Annotated in this window: 14 protein-coding genes, 1 tRNA gene and 1 riboswitch; of the genes, 4 read left to right on the forward strand and 11 right to left on the reverse strand. The window is 70.8% G+C overall.

Going from position 1 to position 17669, the window contains the following annotated elements; translation table 11 throughout:
• Positions 1–95 precede the first annotated feature (95 nt).
• Positions 96–326 carry a DUF4287 domain-containing protein gene (locus ACWCP2_RS25430; RefSeq protein WP_356513084.1) on the forward strand — a complete coding sequence of 77 codons (231 nt, stop codon included), beginning with the start codon at positions 96–98 and terminating at the stop codon, positions 324–326.
• 151 nt (positions 327–477) lie between these two features.
• Here ACWCP2_RS25430 and ACWCP2_RS25435 read toward each other — a convergent pair whose 3' ends face one another.
• Positions 478–1335: a Bax inhibitor-1/YccA family protein gene (locus tag ACWCP2_RS25435; RefSeq protein WP_450910887.1), complete on the reverse strand. Its 858-nt coding sequence runs from the start codon at positions 1333–1335 to the stop codon at positions 478–480.
• A gap of 213 nt (positions 1336–1548) precedes the next feature.
• Positions 1549–1630: transfer RNA gene (locus tag ACWCP2_RS25440), tRNA-Leu, on the reverse strand.
• A 433-nt stretch (positions 1631–2063) separates the two neighbouring features.
• On the opposite strand from ACWCP2_RS25440, the gene ACWCP2_RS25445 reads away from it, so the two are divergent.
• Together ACWCP2_RS25445 and ACWCP2_RS25450 are read left to right on the forward strand one after the other, a co-directional pair.
• Positions 2064–2837, forward strand: a complete 774-nt coding sequence (locus ACWCP2_RS25445) for an ABC transporter ATP-binding protein (RefSeq protein WP_450910888.1) — start codon at positions 2064–2066, stop codon at positions 2835–2837.
• Between the two features lie 61 nt (positions 2838–2898).
• Positions 2899–5451, forward strand: coding sequence for an ABC transporter permease (locus ACWCP2_RS25450; RefSeq protein WP_450910889.1), 2553 nt, complete (start codon positions 2899–2901; stop codon positions 5449–5451).
• A 90-nt stretch (positions 5452–5541) separates the two neighbouring features.
• Here ACWCP2_RS25450 and ACWCP2_RS25455 read toward each other — a convergent pair whose 3' ends face one another.
• Both ACWCP2_RS25455 and ACWCP2_RS25460 read right to left on the reverse strand, forming a co-directional pair.
• Positions 5542–6891: a class I SAM-dependent methyltransferase gene (locus ACWCP2_RS25455; protein ID WP_450910890.1), complete on the reverse strand. Its 1350-nt coding sequence runs from the start codon at positions 6889–6891 to the stop codon at positions 5542–5544.
• Positions 6892–7073: 182 nt separating this feature from the next.
• On the reverse strand, positions 7074–8459 hold the full coding sequence (locus ACWCP2_RS25460; protein WP_399378538.1) for an NAD(P)/FAD-dependent oxidoreductase: 1386 nt from the start codon (positions 8457–8459) through the stop codon (positions 7074–7076).
• A gap of 442 nt (positions 8460–8901) precedes the next feature.
• On the opposite strand from ACWCP2_RS25460, the gene ACWCP2_RS25465 reads away from it, so the two are divergent.
• The gene (locus tag ACWCP2_RS25465) at positions 8902–10017 is read left to right on the forward strand and encodes a DNA polymerase III subunit beta family protein (protein ID WP_450910891.1); all 1116 of its coding nucleotides are present in this window, start codon (positions 8902–8904) and stop codon (positions 10015–10017) included.
• A 100-nt stretch (positions 10018–10117) separates the two neighbouring features.
• On the opposite strand, the gene ACWCP2_RS25470 is transcribed toward ACWCP2_RS25465, so the two are convergent.
• From ACWCP2_RS25470 to ACWCP2_RS25500, 7 genes are all read right to left on the reverse strand, one after another.
• Positions 10118–11059, reverse strand: a complete 942-nt coding sequence (locus ACWCP2_RS25470) for a Ppx/GppA phosphatase family protein (protein WP_450910892.1) — start codon at positions 11057–11059, stop codon at positions 10118–10120.
• On the reverse strand, positions 11056–11613 hold the full coding sequence (locus tag ACWCP2_RS25475) for a DUF501 domain-containing protein (RefSeq protein WP_450910893.1): 558 nt from the start codon (positions 11611–11613) through the stop codon (positions 11056–11058). The genes ACWCP2_RS25470 and ACWCP2_RS25475 overlap by 4 nt, the downstream gene beginning before the upstream one ends.
• A 40-nt stretch (positions 11614–11653) precedes the next feature.
• Positions 11654–12142 (reverse strand): FtsB family cell division protein, encoded by a 489-nt coding sequence (locus tag ACWCP2_RS25480; protein WP_450910894.1) that lies wholly within the window; start codon positions 12140–12142, stop codon positions 11654–11656.
• Positions 12143–12261: 119 nt separating this feature from the next.
• Complete coding sequence (eno, locus tag ACWCP2_RS25485; protein WP_266878132.1) at positions 12262–13548, reverse strand: phosphopyruvate hydratase; 1287 nt, start codon at positions 13546–13548, stop codon at positions 12262–12264.
• Between the two features lie 321 nt (positions 13549–13869).
• On the reverse strand, positions 13870–14571 hold the full coding sequence (locus ACWCP2_RS25490) for a transglycosylase family protein (RefSeq protein WP_450910895.1): 702 nt from the start codon (positions 14569–14571) through the stop codon (positions 13870–13872).
• A 2-nt stretch (positions 14572–14573) separates the two neighbouring features.
• A riboswitch (cyclic di-AMP (ydaO/yuaA leader) is annotated at positions 14574–14746 on the reverse strand.
• Between the two features lie 276 nt (positions 14747–15022).
• On the reverse strand, positions 15023–16171 hold the full coding sequence (locus ACWCP2_RS25495) for a transglycosylase family protein (protein WP_450910896.1): 1149 nt from the start codon (positions 16169–16171) through the stop codon (positions 15023–15025).
• 101 nt (positions 16172–16272) lie between these two features.
• The gene (locus ACWCP2_RS25500) at positions 16273–17601 is read right to left on the reverse strand and encodes a cytochrome P450 family protein (RefSeq protein ID WP_450910897.1); all 1329 of its coding nucleotides are present in this window, start codon (positions 17599–17601) and stop codon (positions 16273–16275) included.
• Positions 17602–17669: the final 68 nt, after the last annotated feature.

Raw genomic sequence — 17669 nt, forward strand, 5'->3', positions numbered from 1 at the left:
TACGCGCCGCCGCGGCGCCATTGCCAACGGGCGAACTCTCCGGCACGGTGGCGTGAAGAGGACAGCACAGCACGGCGAAACCCCCGGAGGCGCCCATGTCCGTCGAGTTCTCCGAACAGACCCACCGCAACATGATCGACAGAATCCCCCAGACCACCGGTCGTGACCTCTCCGACTGGCTCCGGGCCGTGGACGACGGCCCCTCCCTCGTCCGGTTCGAAGAGAAGGTCAGCTGGCTGCTCGGCGCGCACGAGCTGTCGTACGGCCAGGCCAAGGCGATCATCCACGAGTACGACCTGCGCAGGGCCGCCCGCAAGTTCGGCTGAGCCGGCTCCGGCCCCTGCCCCCGTCCGCAGCCCCCGACTCCCTGACCGCCTCCTCACCCGATCCGCTGACCCCCGACATGCGGGAAGGCCCCGCGAGCGTGTGCTCGCGGGGCCTTCCCCGGCTCAGGCCGTGCGTACGGGTCGCCCCGTACTAGTCGCCCTTGAGGATGGAGATCAGGCGCAGCATCTCCATGTAGATCCACACCAGGGTCATGGTGAGGCCGAAGGCCGCCAGCCAGGACTCCTCGCGGGGGGCGCCGTAGGTCACGCCGTCCTCGACCATCTTGAAGTCCATGGCGAGGAAGGCCGCGCCGAGGATGATGCCGATGACACCGAAGAGGATGCCGAGGGGGCCGCTGCGGAAGCCGAGGCCGTCGCCGCCCGCGAAGACGGAGAACAGCAGGTTGACGACCATCAGGAGCATGAAGCCCATGGCGGCGGCCATCACGAAGCCGACGAAGCGCCGGTTCACCCGGATCCAGCGCATCTTGTACGCGAACAGCACGCCGGCGAAGACGCACATCGTGCCCATGACGGCCTGGACGACCGTGCCGGGGCCCGTGTAGGTGCTGACGGCCGAGCTGATGACGCCGAGGAAGACGCCCTCGAACGCCGCGTAGGCCAGGATCAGCGCCGGGACGGGCTTGGCCTTGAACGACTGGATCATCGCGAAGACGAACGCGATGAGCGCCGCGACGACGGCGATGCCGTACGACTTGTTGATGTTGGCCGCGTCGACCGGAAGCGTGATCCAGGAGATCGCCGCCGTGAGGACGACCGTGCCGAGCGTCATGGCCGTACGGCTCACGACGTCGTCGATGGTCATCGCATTGCCGCGGACCGGCGCCTGCGGCATACCCGTGGCCGGGTCGGTCGCGTAGGGGTTGGTCGCGTACGGGTTGGTGGCGGTCCCGGCCTGGGCCTGGGGCTGCTGCGTGCCGAAGCCCGCATAAGCACCGTTGTCGCGGCTGAACCCCCGTCGCGAGAAGACCGGGTTGCTGCTCCTCATCTCACTCCTCCATGGCCACCGTGCGCGGCCTTGGAATCAAGAGTAATGCGAACGCAAAGGAATCGCCCTACTGCTGGAGGAGGATCTTTCCCTCAGGTACGGGGGCGGGTACGACGGCGGGTGCGGACCCGCTTCGCGGGACGGCGGGGGTACCCGTGGCGCCCCCGCCCTCCGCATGTTCCGGCCTGAAACGGAACATCGTCACCAACATCGTGCCCGAAGCCGGACTTGAACCGGCACGACCCGAGGGTCAGCGAGGTTTAAGCTCGCCGTGTCTGCATTCCACCATCCGGGCAGGGCGTAGCGGCCCCGTAGGAAAAGCCTTGAACGCTACGCCGAGCCTATCCGGAACACTTGCGCCCCCACCTGGGCATCTCGCCGATGTTGTCTGATTTTATTGGTGATTGATGGCCCGTCAGGGGACAGAAGGCGCGGTCGGCACGTTCCGGGCGTCGATCATGGCCGCCCCGGGATTGACGGAATTTCGATGGCCCGCGCCACCGCGCGCGCCACCCCGTGCGCCACCCCCTCGGACCGGCTCCGCTTCCGGTCCGTTCCCGCGCCCTCTGTCATACCAAAGGAGGAGGCGCGGTCCCCCGCGGTCACTCTCCGGTGGACCGGAGAAGGGGCATCACGGCTGATCCGGAGCGGGGGTGGGCGCCACGAGGATGGAGGAGTCCCGCCCACCGCGGACCGTGAGCCGGTCCGCACCTTGAGGAGCCGCCCCCGTGACCACCGTGAACTACGCCCCGCACACCGCCCAGGCCGTCGCCGCGCGCGCCTCGGGCCTCTCCAAGGTGTACGGCCAGGGCGAGACCCAGGTGGTCGCCCTGGACAACGTCTCCGTGGACTTCGCGCAGGGCCAGTTCACCGCGATCATGGGCCCCTCCGGCTCCGGCAAGTCCACGCTGATGCACTGCGTCGCCGGGCTGGACACCTTCTCCGCCGGCTCCGTCCGCATCGGCGAGACCGAGCTGTCCACCCTGAAGGACAAGCAGCTCACCCAGCTGCGCCGGGACAAGATCGGCTTCATCTTCCAGGCCTTCAACCTGCTGCCGACCCTGACGGCCCTGGAGAACATCACGCTCCCCATGGACATCGCCGGCCGCAAGCCCGACCAGCAGTGGCTGGACGCGGTGATCGCCATGGTCGGCCTCTCCGAGCGCCTCTCCCACCGCCCCACCCAGCTCTCCGGCGGCCAGCAGCAGCGCGTGGCCGTGGCCCGCGCCCTGGCTTCCCGCCCCGAGATCATCTTCGGTGACGAGCCCACCGGAAACCTCGACTCGCGCTCCGGCGCCGAGGTCCTCGGCTTCCTGCGCAATTCCGTGCGCGAGCTCGGCCAGACCGTCGTCATGGTCACCCACGACCCGGTCGCCGCCTCGTACGCGGACCGCGTCATCTTCCTCGCCGACGGCCGCATCGTCGACGAGATGATCCAGCCCACCGCGGACGGCGTGCTCGACCGCATGAAGGCCTTCGACGCCAAGGGCCGCACCAGCTGAGGGACGCACCCCTCGTAGCCCGTCCGTCCCCGCTGACCCCTTAGACCTGGACTCCTCCACCATGTTCCGTACCGCCCTGCGCAACGTGCTCGCGCACAAGGCCCGGCTGCTGATGACGGTGCTCGCCGTCGTCCTCGGCGTCGCCTTCGTCTCCGGCACGCTCGTCTTCACCGACACCGTCGGCAAGGCGATGTCGAACCAGTCGGCCAAGAGCTTCGACGGCGTCGCCGTCTCGGTCACCTCCCACGGCCCCACCCGCAACGACGAGGGCGTCAAGGAGGGCGAGCCGGGCATCAGCCAGAAGACCCTCGACAAGGTCAAGGCGCTCGGCGGCGTCGAGAGCGCCTCGGGCCGCGTCCACGGCTTCGCCGCCGTCGGCGACCAGGACGGCAAGCTGATCGGCAACGGCTGGTCCAACACCGGCGCCAACTTCGTCCCCCTCCAGGACGGCAAGGACCCCCGCTACGCCTTCACCGCGGGCAGCGGCCCGGCCAAGGCCGGCGAGATCGCCCTCGACACGGAGACGGCCAAGCGCGGCAAGTACACGGTGGGCGACAAGGTCCGGGTGGCCGACAACGGCCCGGCCAAGGAGTACACGCTCGCCGGCGTCTTCACCACCGAGGACGGCGCGGTCAACGCGGGCGGCTCGCTCGTCCTGTTCGACACCCCCACCGCCCAGCGGCTCTACCTGGAGCCGGGCTACTACGACGAGCTCGCGGTCAGCGCCAAGGCCGGCACCTCCGCCGACCGGCTGCTCACCGAGATCAAGCCGCTCGTCGGCAAGGACGCCACGGCCCAGACCGGCGCGGCCCTCGCGGCCGAGCAGGCCAAGGACATCGAAGCCGGCATGGGCAGCATGAACCAGATGCTGCTGACCTTCGCGCTGATCTCGCTCTTCGTCGGCGTCTTCCTGATCTACAACACCTTCACCATGCTGGTCGCCCAGCGCACCAAGGAACTGGCCCTGCTGCGCGCCGTCGGCGCCAACCGCGGCCAGGTCAAGCGCTCGGTCCTGGCCGAGGCCCTGGTCGTCGGCGTGATCTCCTCCGCGATCGGCCTGATCGCCGGTGTCGGGCTCGCCGTCGGCATGCGCTCCGCGATGAACGCCTTCGACGTCAAGATCCCGGCCGGCCCGCTGGTCGTCGCCCCCGCCACCGTCATCGCCGCGATCGTCATCGGCGTCGTCGTCACGATGCTCGCCGCCTGGCTGCCCGCCCGCCGCACCGCCAAGATCTCCCCGGTCGCCGCGATGGGCAGCGCCCACCTGCCGGCCTCCTCGAAGTCCCTGGTGCTGCGCAACAGCATCGGCGGGGCCGTCACCCTGCTGGGTCTGCTCGCCATCCTCGGCGGCGCGATGACCGGGAAGGACGGCAAGATGCTCATCGGCGCCGGTGCCTTCCTCACGATGATCGGCATCATCATCCTGCTGCCGGCCCTCTCCCGCCCGGTCATCGCGGCGGTCCGCCCGCTGCTGGAGAAGGTGTTCGGCGTCGCCGGCAAGCTGGCCGCGCAGAACGCGGTCCGCAACCCGCGCCGCACCGCCGTCACCGCCGCCTCGCTGGCCATCGGCCTGACCCTGGTCACCGCCCTGTCGGTGCTCGGGATCACGATGGGCAAGGCCATCGACCGGATGACGACGGACAACCTCAAGGCCGACTACAAGGTCTCCATGGGCGAGAGCTTCGGCAGCCTGGACGCCTCCGTGATCCCGGCCCTGGAGAAGGCCCCCGGCGTCGAGGCGGTCTCCCCGCAGCAGGCCGGCGACTTCAAGGTCGGCGACGGCGACACCTACCGCTCCGTCTCCGGGGTCAACCCGGAGACCATCGGCCGGCTCCTCAACTTCGACGTGCTCAGCGGGCAGCTGACCAGCCTGGCCAAGGGCGAGGTGGCCGTCGCCGAGAAGACCGCGAAGTCGGACGGCCTGTCGGTCGGCTCCCCCCTGAAGGTCACCTTCCCGGACAACAAGAAGGAGAGCCTGAAGGTCGGCGCGGTCTACAAGGACATGGAGGGCATGCTCTCCCCCTACGTGATCGACTCCCGGATCCTCGACCGGCACGACGAGAAGCCGTACCTGCGCGAGGTCCTCGTCAAGATGGACGGCGGCCCCTCGGCCAAGGGCGAGCAGGCCCTGGTCGACGCCCTCGGCAAGAACCCGGCGATCACCTTCGCCACCCAGCAGGACATCCGCAACGAGATGGGCGGCCTGATCAACACCGCCCTGAACATCATGTACGGCCTGCTCGCCATGGCGCTGATCATCTCGGTCCTCGGCGTCGTCAACACCCTGGCGATGTCCGTGTACGAGCGGACGCAGGAGATCGGCATGCTGCGGGCCATCGGCCTGGACCGCGGCCGGGTCAAGAACATGATCCGGCTCGAAGCCATCGTGATCTCGCTCTTCGGCGCGGTCATCGGCGTGGCACTGGGCACCTTCATCGCCTGGGCCGTCGGCGAGACCATCAAGGGCTCGATCCCGAACTACGCCCTGGTCATCCCCTTCGACCGGATCGCGATCTTCATGCTGCTCGCCGGCGTCGTCGGCGCCCTGGCGGCCCTGTGGCCCGCCCGCAGCGCGGCCCGGCTGAACATGCTGACCGCGATCAAGACGGAGTAGCGGGAAGGAACGGCCGCGCCCGTACCGAGCCGCAGGGCCCCGCGACACGACGTCGCGGGGCCCTGCGGCCGTTCCACCGCCCGTACGGGGCTACGCGGGCCACTCCCGGGCCCGCAGCGGCATCCCGGAGGCCGAGCGCTTCCCGGTGCGCACCGCGAGCACCTGGTTGACGCCGAGCCGGTTGTGCTCGAAGGCGAGCGCCGAGGCGGCCATGTACAGCTGCCAGACCCGGGCCCGCCCGGGCGAGGTCAGCCGCTGCGCCTCCTCCCAGTGCTCGTCCAGCCGGGCCACCCAGGCCCGCAGGGTGAGCGCGTAGTGCTCGCGCAGCGCCTCCACGTCGCGGACCTCGAAGCCGGCCCGCTCCAGCTCGCCGACCGTGGTGCCCAGCGGGGACAGTTCGCCGTCGGGGAAGACGTAGGCGTCTATGAACGCGTCGATCCGGTAGGCCTCCTCGTCCGGTTCGGGGCGCCGCGCGATCTGGTGGTTCAGCAGCCTCCCGCCCGGCCGCAGCAGGCCGTACAGGGTGTGGGCGTACGTGCGGTAGCGCTCGGCGCCGACGTGTTCGGCCATCCCGATGGAGGAAATGGCGTCGTACGGGCCGTCCTTGACGTCCCGGTAGTCCTGGACCCGGATCTCGACGAGGTCGGCCAGGCCCTCCTCCGCGACCCGCTTGCGGGCGTAGGCGGCCTGTTCCCGCGAGAGGGTGATCCCGGTGACCCGGGCCCCGTACTCCCGGGCCGCGTGCAGGGCCATCGAGCCCCAGCCGCAGCCCACGTCCAGGAGCCGGTCACCCGGTCTCAGGGCGAGCTTGCGGCAGACCAGGTCCAGCTTGTCCCGCTGGGCGTCCTCCAGGCTCCCGCCCGGGGTCCAGTAGGCGCAGGAGTACACCATCGACGGGCCGAGCACCCGCTCGTAGAAGGTGTTGCCCACGTCGTAGTGGTGGCTGATGGCCCGCCGGTCGCTGCCCCGCGTGTGCCGGGGCTGCCGCGATCCGCCGCGGCGGACGGCCTCCTCGGGCGGCGGGGCCGGTCTGGTCCACGGCCGCGCGAGGCCCACGAGGCCCCGTACGGCGGCCCGGGCGCGCGGATCGCGCAGCAGGGCGGCGGGACCGGTGTCCTTGGCGGCGGCACCGGTGTCCTGGCCGGCGGCCGGCCCGGGAGCGGGCTCGGGGTCCCGTTCCCAGAGCACTCCGCCGACCCGGTCGAGCAGCTCGAACAGGTCCCCGTCGACGGTCAGGTCCCCGGCCACCCAGGCGCGGGCCAGGCCGAGTTCGCCCGGCTTCCACAGGATCCGGCGCAGGGCGCGCCGGTTGGCCAGGACCAGGATGGGACCGCCGAGCGGGCCGGCCTCGCTGCCGTCCCAGGCCCGGATCCGTACCGGGAGAGGGGCTCCCATCAGGGTTTCGGCTAAAGCGGCCAGCCGCGGCGCGGCGTCGTTCATGCGGGACCCTCCCACGAGCTCCGACAAACTTCCGAATAAGTTCCGACCGGACGGCATACCCGGATCGGGCCCCGGATATGCCGAAGGGGCCGCCCGCACCACGGATGGCGGGCGGCCCCTCCGGGCCGTACTGGGTCCTGCTCGTCTTGCTCGTCCTGCTCGTCCTGCCGGGCCCTACGGGGTCAGGAGGCCTTGGCCTTCTCGGCCGGGGCCGCGACGGCGGCCGGAGCCGGCGCCGGCTTGGCGGCCTCGTAGAACTCCTCGCGGGGGCTCTCCAGGGCGCCGAGGGAGACGACCTCGCGCTTGAGGAACATCGCGAGGGTCCAGTCGGCGAAGACGCGGATCTTGCGGTTCCAGGTCGGCATGGCCATGCCGTGGTAGCCACGGTGCATGTACCAGGCGAGACGGCCCTTGAGCTTGATCTTCATCTTGCCCATGACGATCATCGCCACGCCCTTGTGGAGGCCGAGGCCCGCCACCGCACCCTTGTTGGAGTGCGAGTACTCGGCCTGCGGGAAGCCCCGCATGCCCGAGATGACGTTGTCGCCGAGGACCTTGGCCTGGCGCAGCGCGTGCTGGGCGTTCGGCGGGCACCAGGCGTTCTCCACGCCGGCCTTGCGGGCGGCGAGGTCGGGCACCTGGGCGTTGTCGCCGGCGGTCCAGATGTAGTCCGTGCCCTTGACCTGGAGGGTCGGCTCGGCGTCCACGTGACCGCGGGGGCCCAGCGGCAGGCCGTAGCGGGCCAGCACCGGGTTGGGCTTGACGCCGGCGGTCCACACGAGGGTGTTGGAGTCGACCTCGAGGCCGTTCTTCAGCACCACGTGGCCGTCCACGCAGGAGTCCATGGAGGTGTTCAGGTAGATCTCGATGCCGCGCGACTCGAGGTGCTCCTTGCCCCAGGTGCCGAGCTTGGGCCCGACCTCGGGAAGGATCTTGTCGGCCGCGTCGACCAGGATGAAGCGCATGTCCTCGCGCTTGATGCTGGAGTAGTACTTCGCGGCGTCGCGGGCCATGTCCTCGACCTCGCCGATCGTCTCGGCACCGGCGAAGCCGCCGCCGACGAAGACGAAGGTGAGGGCCTTGCGGCGGACGTCCTCGTCCGTCGTGGACTCGGCCTTGTCGAGCTGCTCGAGTACGTGGTTGCGCAGGCCGATGCCCTCTTCCACGCCCTTCATGCCGATGCCCTGTTCGGCGAGGCCGGGGATCGGGAAGGTGCGGGAAACGGCGCCGAGCGCGATCACCAGGTAGTCGAAGGGCAGCTCGTACGCCTCGCCGACCAGCGGCGTGACGACGGCGACCTTGCGGTCCTGGTCGATGTTCGTGACCCGGCCGGTGAGGACCTCAGCCTTCGGAAGCACGCGTCGCAGCGGTACGACGACGTGCCGAGGCGAGATGCTGCCTGCGGCCACTTCGGGGAGGAAGGGCTGGTAGGTCATGTACGAGCGCGGGTCGACGACCGTGACGGTCGCCTCGCCGTAACGCATCTTCTTCATGATGCGCTTGGCTGCGTACAGGCCTACGTACCCACCTCCTACAACGAGGATCCTGGGACGCTCCGTGGTGCTCATGAGGAAAAGTATCCAGCACCCCAAGGGGTGACGCTCGTGAGCCCCTTCACAAGGACCTCCGGACCCTCTGCTACACTCCGCCGCCCACGTGATCGAGGTCATGGCGCGAAGCGGGAACCAGGGTGTAACGGGAGTCGTTGAACACCAGTCCTGAACTGGCCTCCAAGCCCTCAAGCGGAGTAGACCACCGGCTTCGTGGATACCTACCGCCAGAGGTGTGCGAGGTCCGGCAATCGCACGAACGCGAGCAAAAAGAAGGCTCAGGAGGCTCCTGACTCGCCCAAAAGGCTCCTTCGGAGCCCTCACAGGCACCTTTTCCTTGTGAAGAACTTCACGAAGTTCATGTGGACGACGGGACCAAAGGCCCCCGAACGGCCCTCCGGGAGCCCTTCTTGACCCTCGACCTGGTCGAGGGACCAGGGTTCGGGGCGTGGAGAACGAGATGCGCAGTATCGGCGAGACGGCCCTCGACAGCGGCCTGAGCGTGAGTGCCCTGCGGTTCTACGACGGGGCGGGCGTACTGGTTCCCGTCCGGGTGGATCCCGTGAGCGGGTACCGCTGGTACGGGCCCGGGCAGGTCGAGGAGGCCCGGCTGCTGGCCCGGCTCCGGCGGACCGGCATGCCCCTGGCGGACATCCGGCTCGTGCTGGCCGGCTGGGCCGGCGCGGACACGGACCTGGTCCGCGGCCTGCTCCGGGCACACCTGCTCCGGCTGGAGCAGGGCCTGTCCGATGCGCGCGGCGAGCTCTCCGCGATCCACGCCCTACTCGACCGCAGGGAGCACCCTTTGAGCACGCCCCTTTCCCCGGCCACCCCCACCCCCACCACCCCCGCCCCCACGGCCCGGCTCACCCTGTCCGGGCCGGAGCTGGCCGCCGCGCTGGACGCGGTGCGGTTCGCCGTCGGCTCCGATCCCGAGCTGCCGGTCCTCGGCGGCGTCCTCTTCGACATCGAGGGCGGGGCGCTGCGCGTCGTGGCCACCGACCGGTACCGCCTGGCCGTCTCCCGCGCCGGGGCCGCCGGGCACACCGGACCCCGCCTCCAGCTGCTCGTACCCGCCCCGCTCGTGGACGCGATGCGGGCGCTGCTGAGCGAGGACGGCCCCGTCCTGCTCACCGTCGACGGCGACCGCGTGACCCTGGAGACGCGGACGGCGGAGCGCCAGGCGGCCGGCCGCTGCCTGGGCCACGAGTTCCCCGACTACCGCCGCCTCGTCACCCTTCCCGCGGGGCGCCGGGCCCTGGTCGACGTACCGGCCTTCCGCGCGGCCCTGGAAACCGGCCCCGTCCGCCCGGCCGAACGCGAGGAGGACGGGGCGACCGGCGACGTCAGCGTCCTGAGGCCGACCGCCGACGGCGCGGTGTCCCTCGCCGACGACGGCGCCGACGACCCGGCCGACGTCGGCCTCAACCGCGCGTTCCTGCTGGAGGCCCTCGCCGCCGCCGGCCGCGACCGGCTGATCCTGGAACTCGGCGCCCCGAAGGCCCCCGCGGTGATCCGCCGCCCCGACGACGAGGAGACGTACTCGCTCCTGATGCCGGTCCGGCTGGACGGGTAGCCGCCCGGACGGGTGGCCGCCCGGACGGGTGCCGCCCGGACGTGACGGTGCCCCCGGCGGGATGCGCCGGGGGCACCGTGGTGTGCGTTCGGGTCCGCCGTCAGGCGATGGACCAGGCGATGCCGTCGAGGATGTCGTGCTCCGAGACCACGACCTCCGAGGCGCCGACGCGCTCCATGATCGCCAGCAGGACCAGGGCGCCCGCGCCGATCACGTCGACCCGGCCCGGGTGCATCACCGGGATGGCCGCGCGCTCGGCGTGCGTCAGCGTCAGCATGCGCTCGCTGACCTCGCGGACCGTCCCGTACGGGATCCGGGAGTGGTGGATGCGCGCGGAGTCGTACGCCTCCAGGCCCAGCGCGATCGCGGCGACCGTGGTCACCGAGCCGGCCAGGCCCACCAGGGTGCGCGCCTCGGCCAGCGGAACCGTCTCGGAGGCCAGGTCCAGGGCCGCCTCGATGTCGGCCCGTATCGCGGCGATCTGCTCCGCGGTCGGCGGGTCGGTGACGACCCCGTCCACCGTCAGGTGACGCTCGGTCATCCGGACGCAGCCCACGTCGACGGAGCGGGCCGCCCCGACGTGCTCGGTGCCGACCACGAACTCCGTGGAGCCGCCGCCGATGTCCACCACCAGGAAGGGACGCTCCAGATCGGTGCGGCCGGCCAGCTCGCCGGTGGCGCCGGTGAAGGAGAACTCGGCCTCCTGGTCCCCGCTGATCACCTCGGGCTCGACGCCCAGGATGTCCAGGACCCCCCGGACGAACTCGTCGCGGTTCTCCGCGTCCCGGGAGGCCGAGGTCGCCACGAAGCGCACCCGCTCCGCGCCGAGCTCCTTGATGACCGCCGCGTACTCGCGGCAGGCCGCGAAGGTGCGCTCCAGCGCCTCCGGGGCCAGCCGGCCGGTCCTGTCGACGCCCTGGCCGAGCCGGACGACGGTCATCCGGCGGTCCAGGTCGGTCAGCTCACCGGTGGCACGGTCGAGGTCCGCGACGAGGAGCCGGATGGAGTTCGTACCGCAGTCGACGGCCGCCACCCGGGTCACGCGCCCGCCTCCGGGGCATTCTCGTCGGCCTTCCGCTCGCCGCACGGCGTGACGCAGGCGCCCTTGGCCCACCACTCGGGCAGCATCGCCAGGGCCTCGTCGCCGAACGGGTTCACGCCCGGGCCCGCGGCCAGGGCGTGGCCGACCAGCACGTGCAGGCACTTCACCCGGTCCGGCATGCCGCCGGCGCTCGGGAAGCCCTGGAGCACCTCGATGGCGTCGCGGCGGGTGATGTAGTCCTCGTGCGCGGCCCGGTAGGCCGCGGCCAGCTCCGGGTCCACCGCGAGGCGGGCCTGCATCTCCTTCATCACGCCGTTGGCCTCCAGCGTGCCGATCGCACCGGCGGCCCGCGGGCAGGTCAGGTAGTACAGCGTCGGGAAGGGGGTGCCGTCGGGGAGCCGCGGGGCGGTCTCCACCACGTCCGGCTGCCCGCAGGGGCAGCGGTGCGCGATGGCTCGGAGCCCGCGCGGGGGGCGGCCGAGCTGCTGTTCGAACGCCTCGATGTCGGCGGCGGTCGGCTCGGTCCGGTCGGTCTGGGGCGGGGGCGTCTGCATGCCTGGAGGAAGTCTTTTCGTTCTCGTGGATGGGTGGGACTCAGTCGCCCGGGCGGTCGGCCTTGTCGACGCCGTCCCAGACGTTGGAGTACCAGGGCCGGTCGGTGGCGGCCTGTCCGCCGCGGCGCTGCTCTCCCGCGGCTGCTCCGGGGTCGGTCATGATGTAGCTGACCTCACCCGGCCGGACGAAGTGCAGGTGCTTGCGCGCCTGCTGCTCGGCGTACGCGTTGTCCTGCCAGCGGGCCTTCTCGTCGCGCAGCCGTTCCAGCCGGTCCCGCGCGGAGACGGCCTCCTTCTGCTGCTTGGCGATCTCCGAGCGCTGGGACACGTACTGGCGCATCGGATACGCGAGGGCGACGACCAGGGTACAGAGGACGAGCACGAGCAGGGCGGCCCGGCCGGTGAGCCGGCTGCGGCGGACCTGCCGGCGGGACTGCGAGCGGTACACGTGTGCCGCGGTCCGCTCACCGAGCTGCTTGAGCCTGGTCGCGGTCGAGAACGTGGCGAACCGGTCCCGGTTCCCGGCCATTGATCCGCCTCCCCTATATGCGCACGACGCACTACGTCCCCGCACACGGTACGGGACCGAGTGCGGGGACGTAGGGAGGCTTGCGCCCCCGAGGACCGATCAGCGACCGATCAGGGTGTTCAGCCCTTGAAGCGCGGGAAGGCGCTGCGGCCGGCGTACACCGCGGCGTCGTCGAGGATCTCCTCGATGCGCAGCAGCTGGTTGTACTTGGCGACGCGGTCCGAGCGGGCCGGGGCGCCGGTCTTGATCTGGCCGCAGTTCACGGCGACCGCGAGGTCGGCGATGGTGACGTCCTCGGTCTCGCCGGAGCGGTGCGACATCATGCACTTGAAGCCGTTGCGCTGGGCCATCTCGACGGCGTCCAGGGTCTCGGTCAGCGAACCGATCTGGTTCACCTTGACGAGCAGGGCGTTCGCCGAGCCCTCTTCGATGCCGCGGGCGAGACGCTCGGGGTTGGTGACGAAGAGGTCGTCGCCGACGATCTGGACCTTGGAGCCCAGCTTGTCGGTGAGGACCTTCCAGCCCGCCCAGTCGTCTTCGTACAGCGGGTCCTCGATGGACACGAGCGGGAACGCGGAGACGAGCTCCTCGTAGTACTCGGTCATCTCGGCGGCCGAGCGGGACTGGCCCTCGAACTCGTACTTGCCGTCCTTGTAGAACTCGGACGCGGCGACGTCGAGCGCGAGCGCGATGTCCTTGCCCGGGACGTAGCCGGCCTGCTTGATGGCCTCGACGATGAGGTCCAGCGCGGCGCGGTTCGACTCGAGGTTCGGGGCGAAGCCGCCCTCGTCGCCCAGACCGGTGGAGAGGCCCTTGGTGTGCAGGACCTTCTTCAGGGTGTGGTAGACCTCGGCACCCCAGCGCAGCGCCTCGGAGAAGGACTCCGCGCCGATCGGGGCGATCATGAACTCCTGGATGTCGACGTTGGAGTCGGCGTGCGACCCACCGTTCAGGATGTTCATCATCGGAACGGGCAGCAGGTGCGCGTTCGGGCCGCCGAGGTAGCGGAACAGCGGGAGGTCGGAGGCCTCGGACGCGGCGTGCGCGACGGCGAGGGAGACACCGAGGATGGCGTTGGCGCCGAGGGAGCCCTTGTTCTCGGTGGCGTCCAGGTCGATCATCGCCTGGTCGATCAGGCGCTGCTCGGTGGCGTCGTAGCCGACGAGCTCCGGGCCGAGCTGCTCGATGACGGCGAGGACGGCCTTCTCGACGCCCTTGCCCATGTAGCGGTTGGGGTCACCGTCACGGAGCTCTACGGCTTCGAACGCTCCGGTGGAGGCGCCGGACGGGACTGCAGCACGGCCGGTGCTGCCATCGTCGAGGCCCACCTCGACCTCGACCGTGGGGTTGCCTCGGGAGTCCAGGATTTCCCGGGCTACGACGACGTCGATGGACGGCACGAGCATCTCCTTCTGGGATGTGACGCTGGGTGTGCGGTGGCATGTCAGGCCGTGGGATGGCCTTGCCGCTTAGAGCCTAACCGCCAACGGGCACTCGGCCAGCCGACCGCCCGGGTCCTGGGACGAAAAAGGGCCTGAATGCCCCTCTTACAGGACATAGGGCCCTTGATCACCGGCGTTCCGGAGGCCCCGTCAGGCCGGAGGCACCCGCACACAGCACCGCCCGGCGCGAAGGGGGTTGCGCGCCGGGCGGTGGAACTGCGTGGTGGAGCTACGCGGCGGAACTACTGCGCGTCGCCGAAGCGGCGGCAAGCGTTCCTACGGGTTTCAGCTGAGGTTCAGCTTCTGGCCCGGGTAGATCAGGTTGGCGTCCGGCACGATTTCCTTGTTGAGCTCGAAGAGCTTCTCCCAGCCACCGGACACGTGGTTCGCGTCGGCGATCGCGCCCAGCGTGTCGCCGGACTTGACCTCGTAGGAGCCGTTGCCCGTCTTGGGGGCCTGAGCCTTCGGCGCGGCGGCCGGACGCTCGGAGCGCGTGGTCGGAGCCTCGACGCGCTTGGTCTGCTTCTTCGGAGCCTCGGTCTTCGGCTTCGCGGCCGGCTTCGGCTGCGTCTTCGGCTTGGAGGGGGTGCTCTGCCCCGAGCCGCCGTTGTAGGAGGAGCTCGACAGGCCGACGCCGCAGGACGGCCAGGCGCCCTTGCCCTGGCCCTTGAGGACCTTCTCGGCGATGGATATCTGCTGCGACTTGGAGGCCTGGTTGGCCTGCGCGGCGTACGCCTTGCCGCCGTACGCGGCCCAGGTGGAGGACGTGAACTGCAGGCCGCCGTAGAAGCCGTTGCCCGTGTTGATGGACCAGTTGCCACCGGACTCGCACGCGGCGACGCGGTCCCACTCGCCGGCGGTCGCGGCGGAAGCGGTGCCCGCGGCCATCAGCGGAGCCGCCACGGCGACACCGGCGACACCGGCGAGCGTGACGATGCGGACGGCCTTGGAGCCGCGACGGTGCTTGCCCTTGCCCGAAAGCAGCATGGAGTTCTCCTCACCGACGCCTACGAGGTGAGCTGTCGGGTTCGGGCGAGTGAGTGCCCGGCCGAGCGACCTAGCGCTTGGCTTAACCCCTAGCCGGCTGAGGTGACCGTCTCTCAACGGCCGCCACCGGCGCCTACCTTGGTTCCCCCGCTCCTGCCTTCGGCGCTTTACGCGACGAGTGTTCCCTCCGTCCGCCGGCAGGATTCGGCGATGCGGTCGAAGGAGCCCGCGGTGGCGAGCGATTCAGAAGGTAGACAGGTCTCCCCCCGATGTTCAACGAGCAACATCGGGGGGAAACGGTGCCTACTTGCGCTCCCCGGAGGGACGTTTGCGCAGGTGAGGGCGGGGTTTGCGGAACGCTCCGGGCCGGACACGCCAGTTGACCTGAAGAGACACATGTCTCACTTACAGAAAACGGACAATCAGCTGGTTCCGGGCGCCGCAAGTGCCCCTATTCGTGCGTTAGATCCAGGTTCTGGCCGGGCTTGATCAGGTCCGCGTCTCCGCCGATGACCTGCTCGTTGGCCGCGTAGAGACCCTTCCAGCCACCCTTCACTCCGTTGGCGTCCGCGATCTCGATGAGGCTGTCGCCCGCCTTCACGGTGTACGTCACCTCCGGCGCGGGAGCGGACGCGGCGGCCGTCTCGACCGCGGCCGGGCCGCGGTGCTTGCCGCCGCCCTCGGTCGCGCCGGGGGTCGCCGTGGCGCCCGGGGCGGTGGACGCGCCGGGTGCGGCCGGAGCCGTCGGGGCCGTGGGATCAACCGGGTTGAGGGGGTTTGCCGGGTTCGCGGAGTTCCCCGGGTTGGCCGGGTTCGCCGGGTTCGTCGGGTCCGACGGGGACGGGGACACCGGGTTCGTCGGGCCCACCGGCGCGGTCGGATCCGTGGACGGCGGCGTGGTGGGTCCCACCGGAACGGTCGGGTCCGCCGGGACGGTCGGGTCCACGGGGGTGACCGGGGCCACCGGGGCGGTCGGGTCCGCCGGACTCGTGGGAGCCGTCGGATCGCCCGGGAGTCCCGGAGGCGGCGTCTCCAGGTCCGGCCCCGGCATGACGGGCAGTTCGCCGGGCACGCCGACCGGATAGTCGGGCTGCGTCGAGGCCGACGGGGCCTCGGGAGCCGGGACCTTGGGCGTGGGCGCCCCGAAGTCCGTGGACGGCTTGCCCGAGCCGGTGTGGGGCACGGCGTCGTCCGGGCGGGACGGGGCCGGGGTGAGGGATCCGGAACCGCTGGGCAGGCCCGGGTCCACCGCGGCGGCGGGCGCGTCCTGCGTCAGGCCGGCCGGCACCGCGCACAGCGGCCACGCCTGGGGCCCCTGGGAGGCCAGCACCCGTTCGGCCACGGCTATCTGCTGGGAGCGGCTGGCCAGGTCGGCGCGCTCGGCGAAGGCGAGCCCGCCGGCGTTCTTCCACTCCTCCTGGCTGAACTGCAGCCCGCCATAGGCTCCGCCGCCGAAGTTGGCACTCCACGTGCCGCCGCTCTCGCACTCGGCGACCTTGTCCCATGTGGAGGTCTCCGCCGCGCTCGCGCCGGTGGCCGCGAGCAGCGGCAGGGCGAGCGCGGTGCCGGTGACTCCGGCGGTGACGACAAGTGCGGGCACTTGTCGGGGGCGTCTGTGGCGGCCGTTCCCGGAACGCATGAGGCTGCACCTTTCGCATAACGGCGGGGTAACGGCAGAACCTAGCGGCCTTCGAACGCCTGTCACAAGTTTGGGCCGTCAACTGACTTTCGGTCAGGCCGGTTCATGGTGATTTGACCGGCTGATTCGACGCTGAAGCGGACCGGCAGCGTCCGCAGCCCCCGCATGATGAGCCCACCACGCCACCGCAGCTCCCCGGGATCCACGGCCAGCTCCAGATCGGGCAGCCGCGTCAGCAGCGTCGCGAGCGCGGTCTGCCCTTCGAGCCGGGCGAGCGGGGCGCCCAGGCAGTAGTGGATGCCGTGCCCGTATCCGAGGTGCTGGTTGTCGCTCCGGGAGAGGTCCAGGGTGTCCGGGTCGGCGAACCGTTCGGGATCCCGGTCGGCGGCCGCCAGGACCACCAGCACCGGATCCCCGGCCGCGATGTCCTGGCCGCCGAGCTCGAAGGGCTCGGTGGCGAACCGCCAGGTGGCCAGCTCCACGGGGCCGTCGTAGCGCAGCAGCTCCTCCACGCCGGTCTCCAGCAGTCCGCTCTCGCCGGCGGCGAGGGAGAGCTGGAGGCGCTCGCGCTGCTCCGGGTTCATGAAGAGGGAGTGGACCCCGTTGCCGATGAGATTGACCGTGGTCTCGAACCCCGCGAACAAGAGGATGAAGGCCATCGCGGTGGCCTCGGCCTCCGTCAGGTGGTCACCGTGGTCGCTGGCCCGGATCAGATCGGAGATCAGGTCGTCGCCGAGGTCGTCGCGCTTGCGGTGGATGAGCTCGCCGAGATAGGTGCGCATCTGCTTCACGGACCGGGCCACCCCGCCGCGCGGGCCGCCGCCGTGCCGGATCATCATGCCCGCCCAGTCGCGGAAGTCGTCCTGGTCCTCCCGCGGTACGCCGAGCATCTCGCAGATGGCGTAGATGGGGAGCGGGAAGGCGAACTCGTGGATGAGGTCGGCCTCGCCCCTCTCGCAGAACTGATCGATCAGGTGATCGGTCAGCTCCTGCACCCTCGGGGTGAACTCGGCGACCCTGCGCGGGGTGAACGCCTTCGACACCAGGCGGCGCAGCCGGGTGTGGTCCGGCGGGTCGATGTTGAGGAGATGGGTCATCAGCTCCGCCTTGCGCTCCCCCGGGATCCCGGTGCGGCCCTTGGCGTGCGCGGAGCCCTCGTGGTGGGCCGGGTTCTTGCTCAGCCGCTGGTCGGCGAGGGCCTGGCGGGCGTCGGCGTACCGGGTGACGAGCCAGGCCTCGACCCCGCTGGGGAGCGTGGTGCGGTGCACGGGGGCGTGCTCGCGCAGCCAGGCGTACGCCGGGTAGGGGTCGGTCGCGAACTCCCAGTCGAACAGGGTCGGCGACGGGGTGGCGGTGGGCTCTTCGGGGGCTGCGGGGGTCTGCTCGTGCACCCGCAGACCGTATCCCGCCCACCGCCCGTCACCCCATATGAACTATTTATCGCGGCTGTCCGCAGATC

This window comes from Streptomyces sp. NPDC002104 (genome assembly GCF_053593795.1).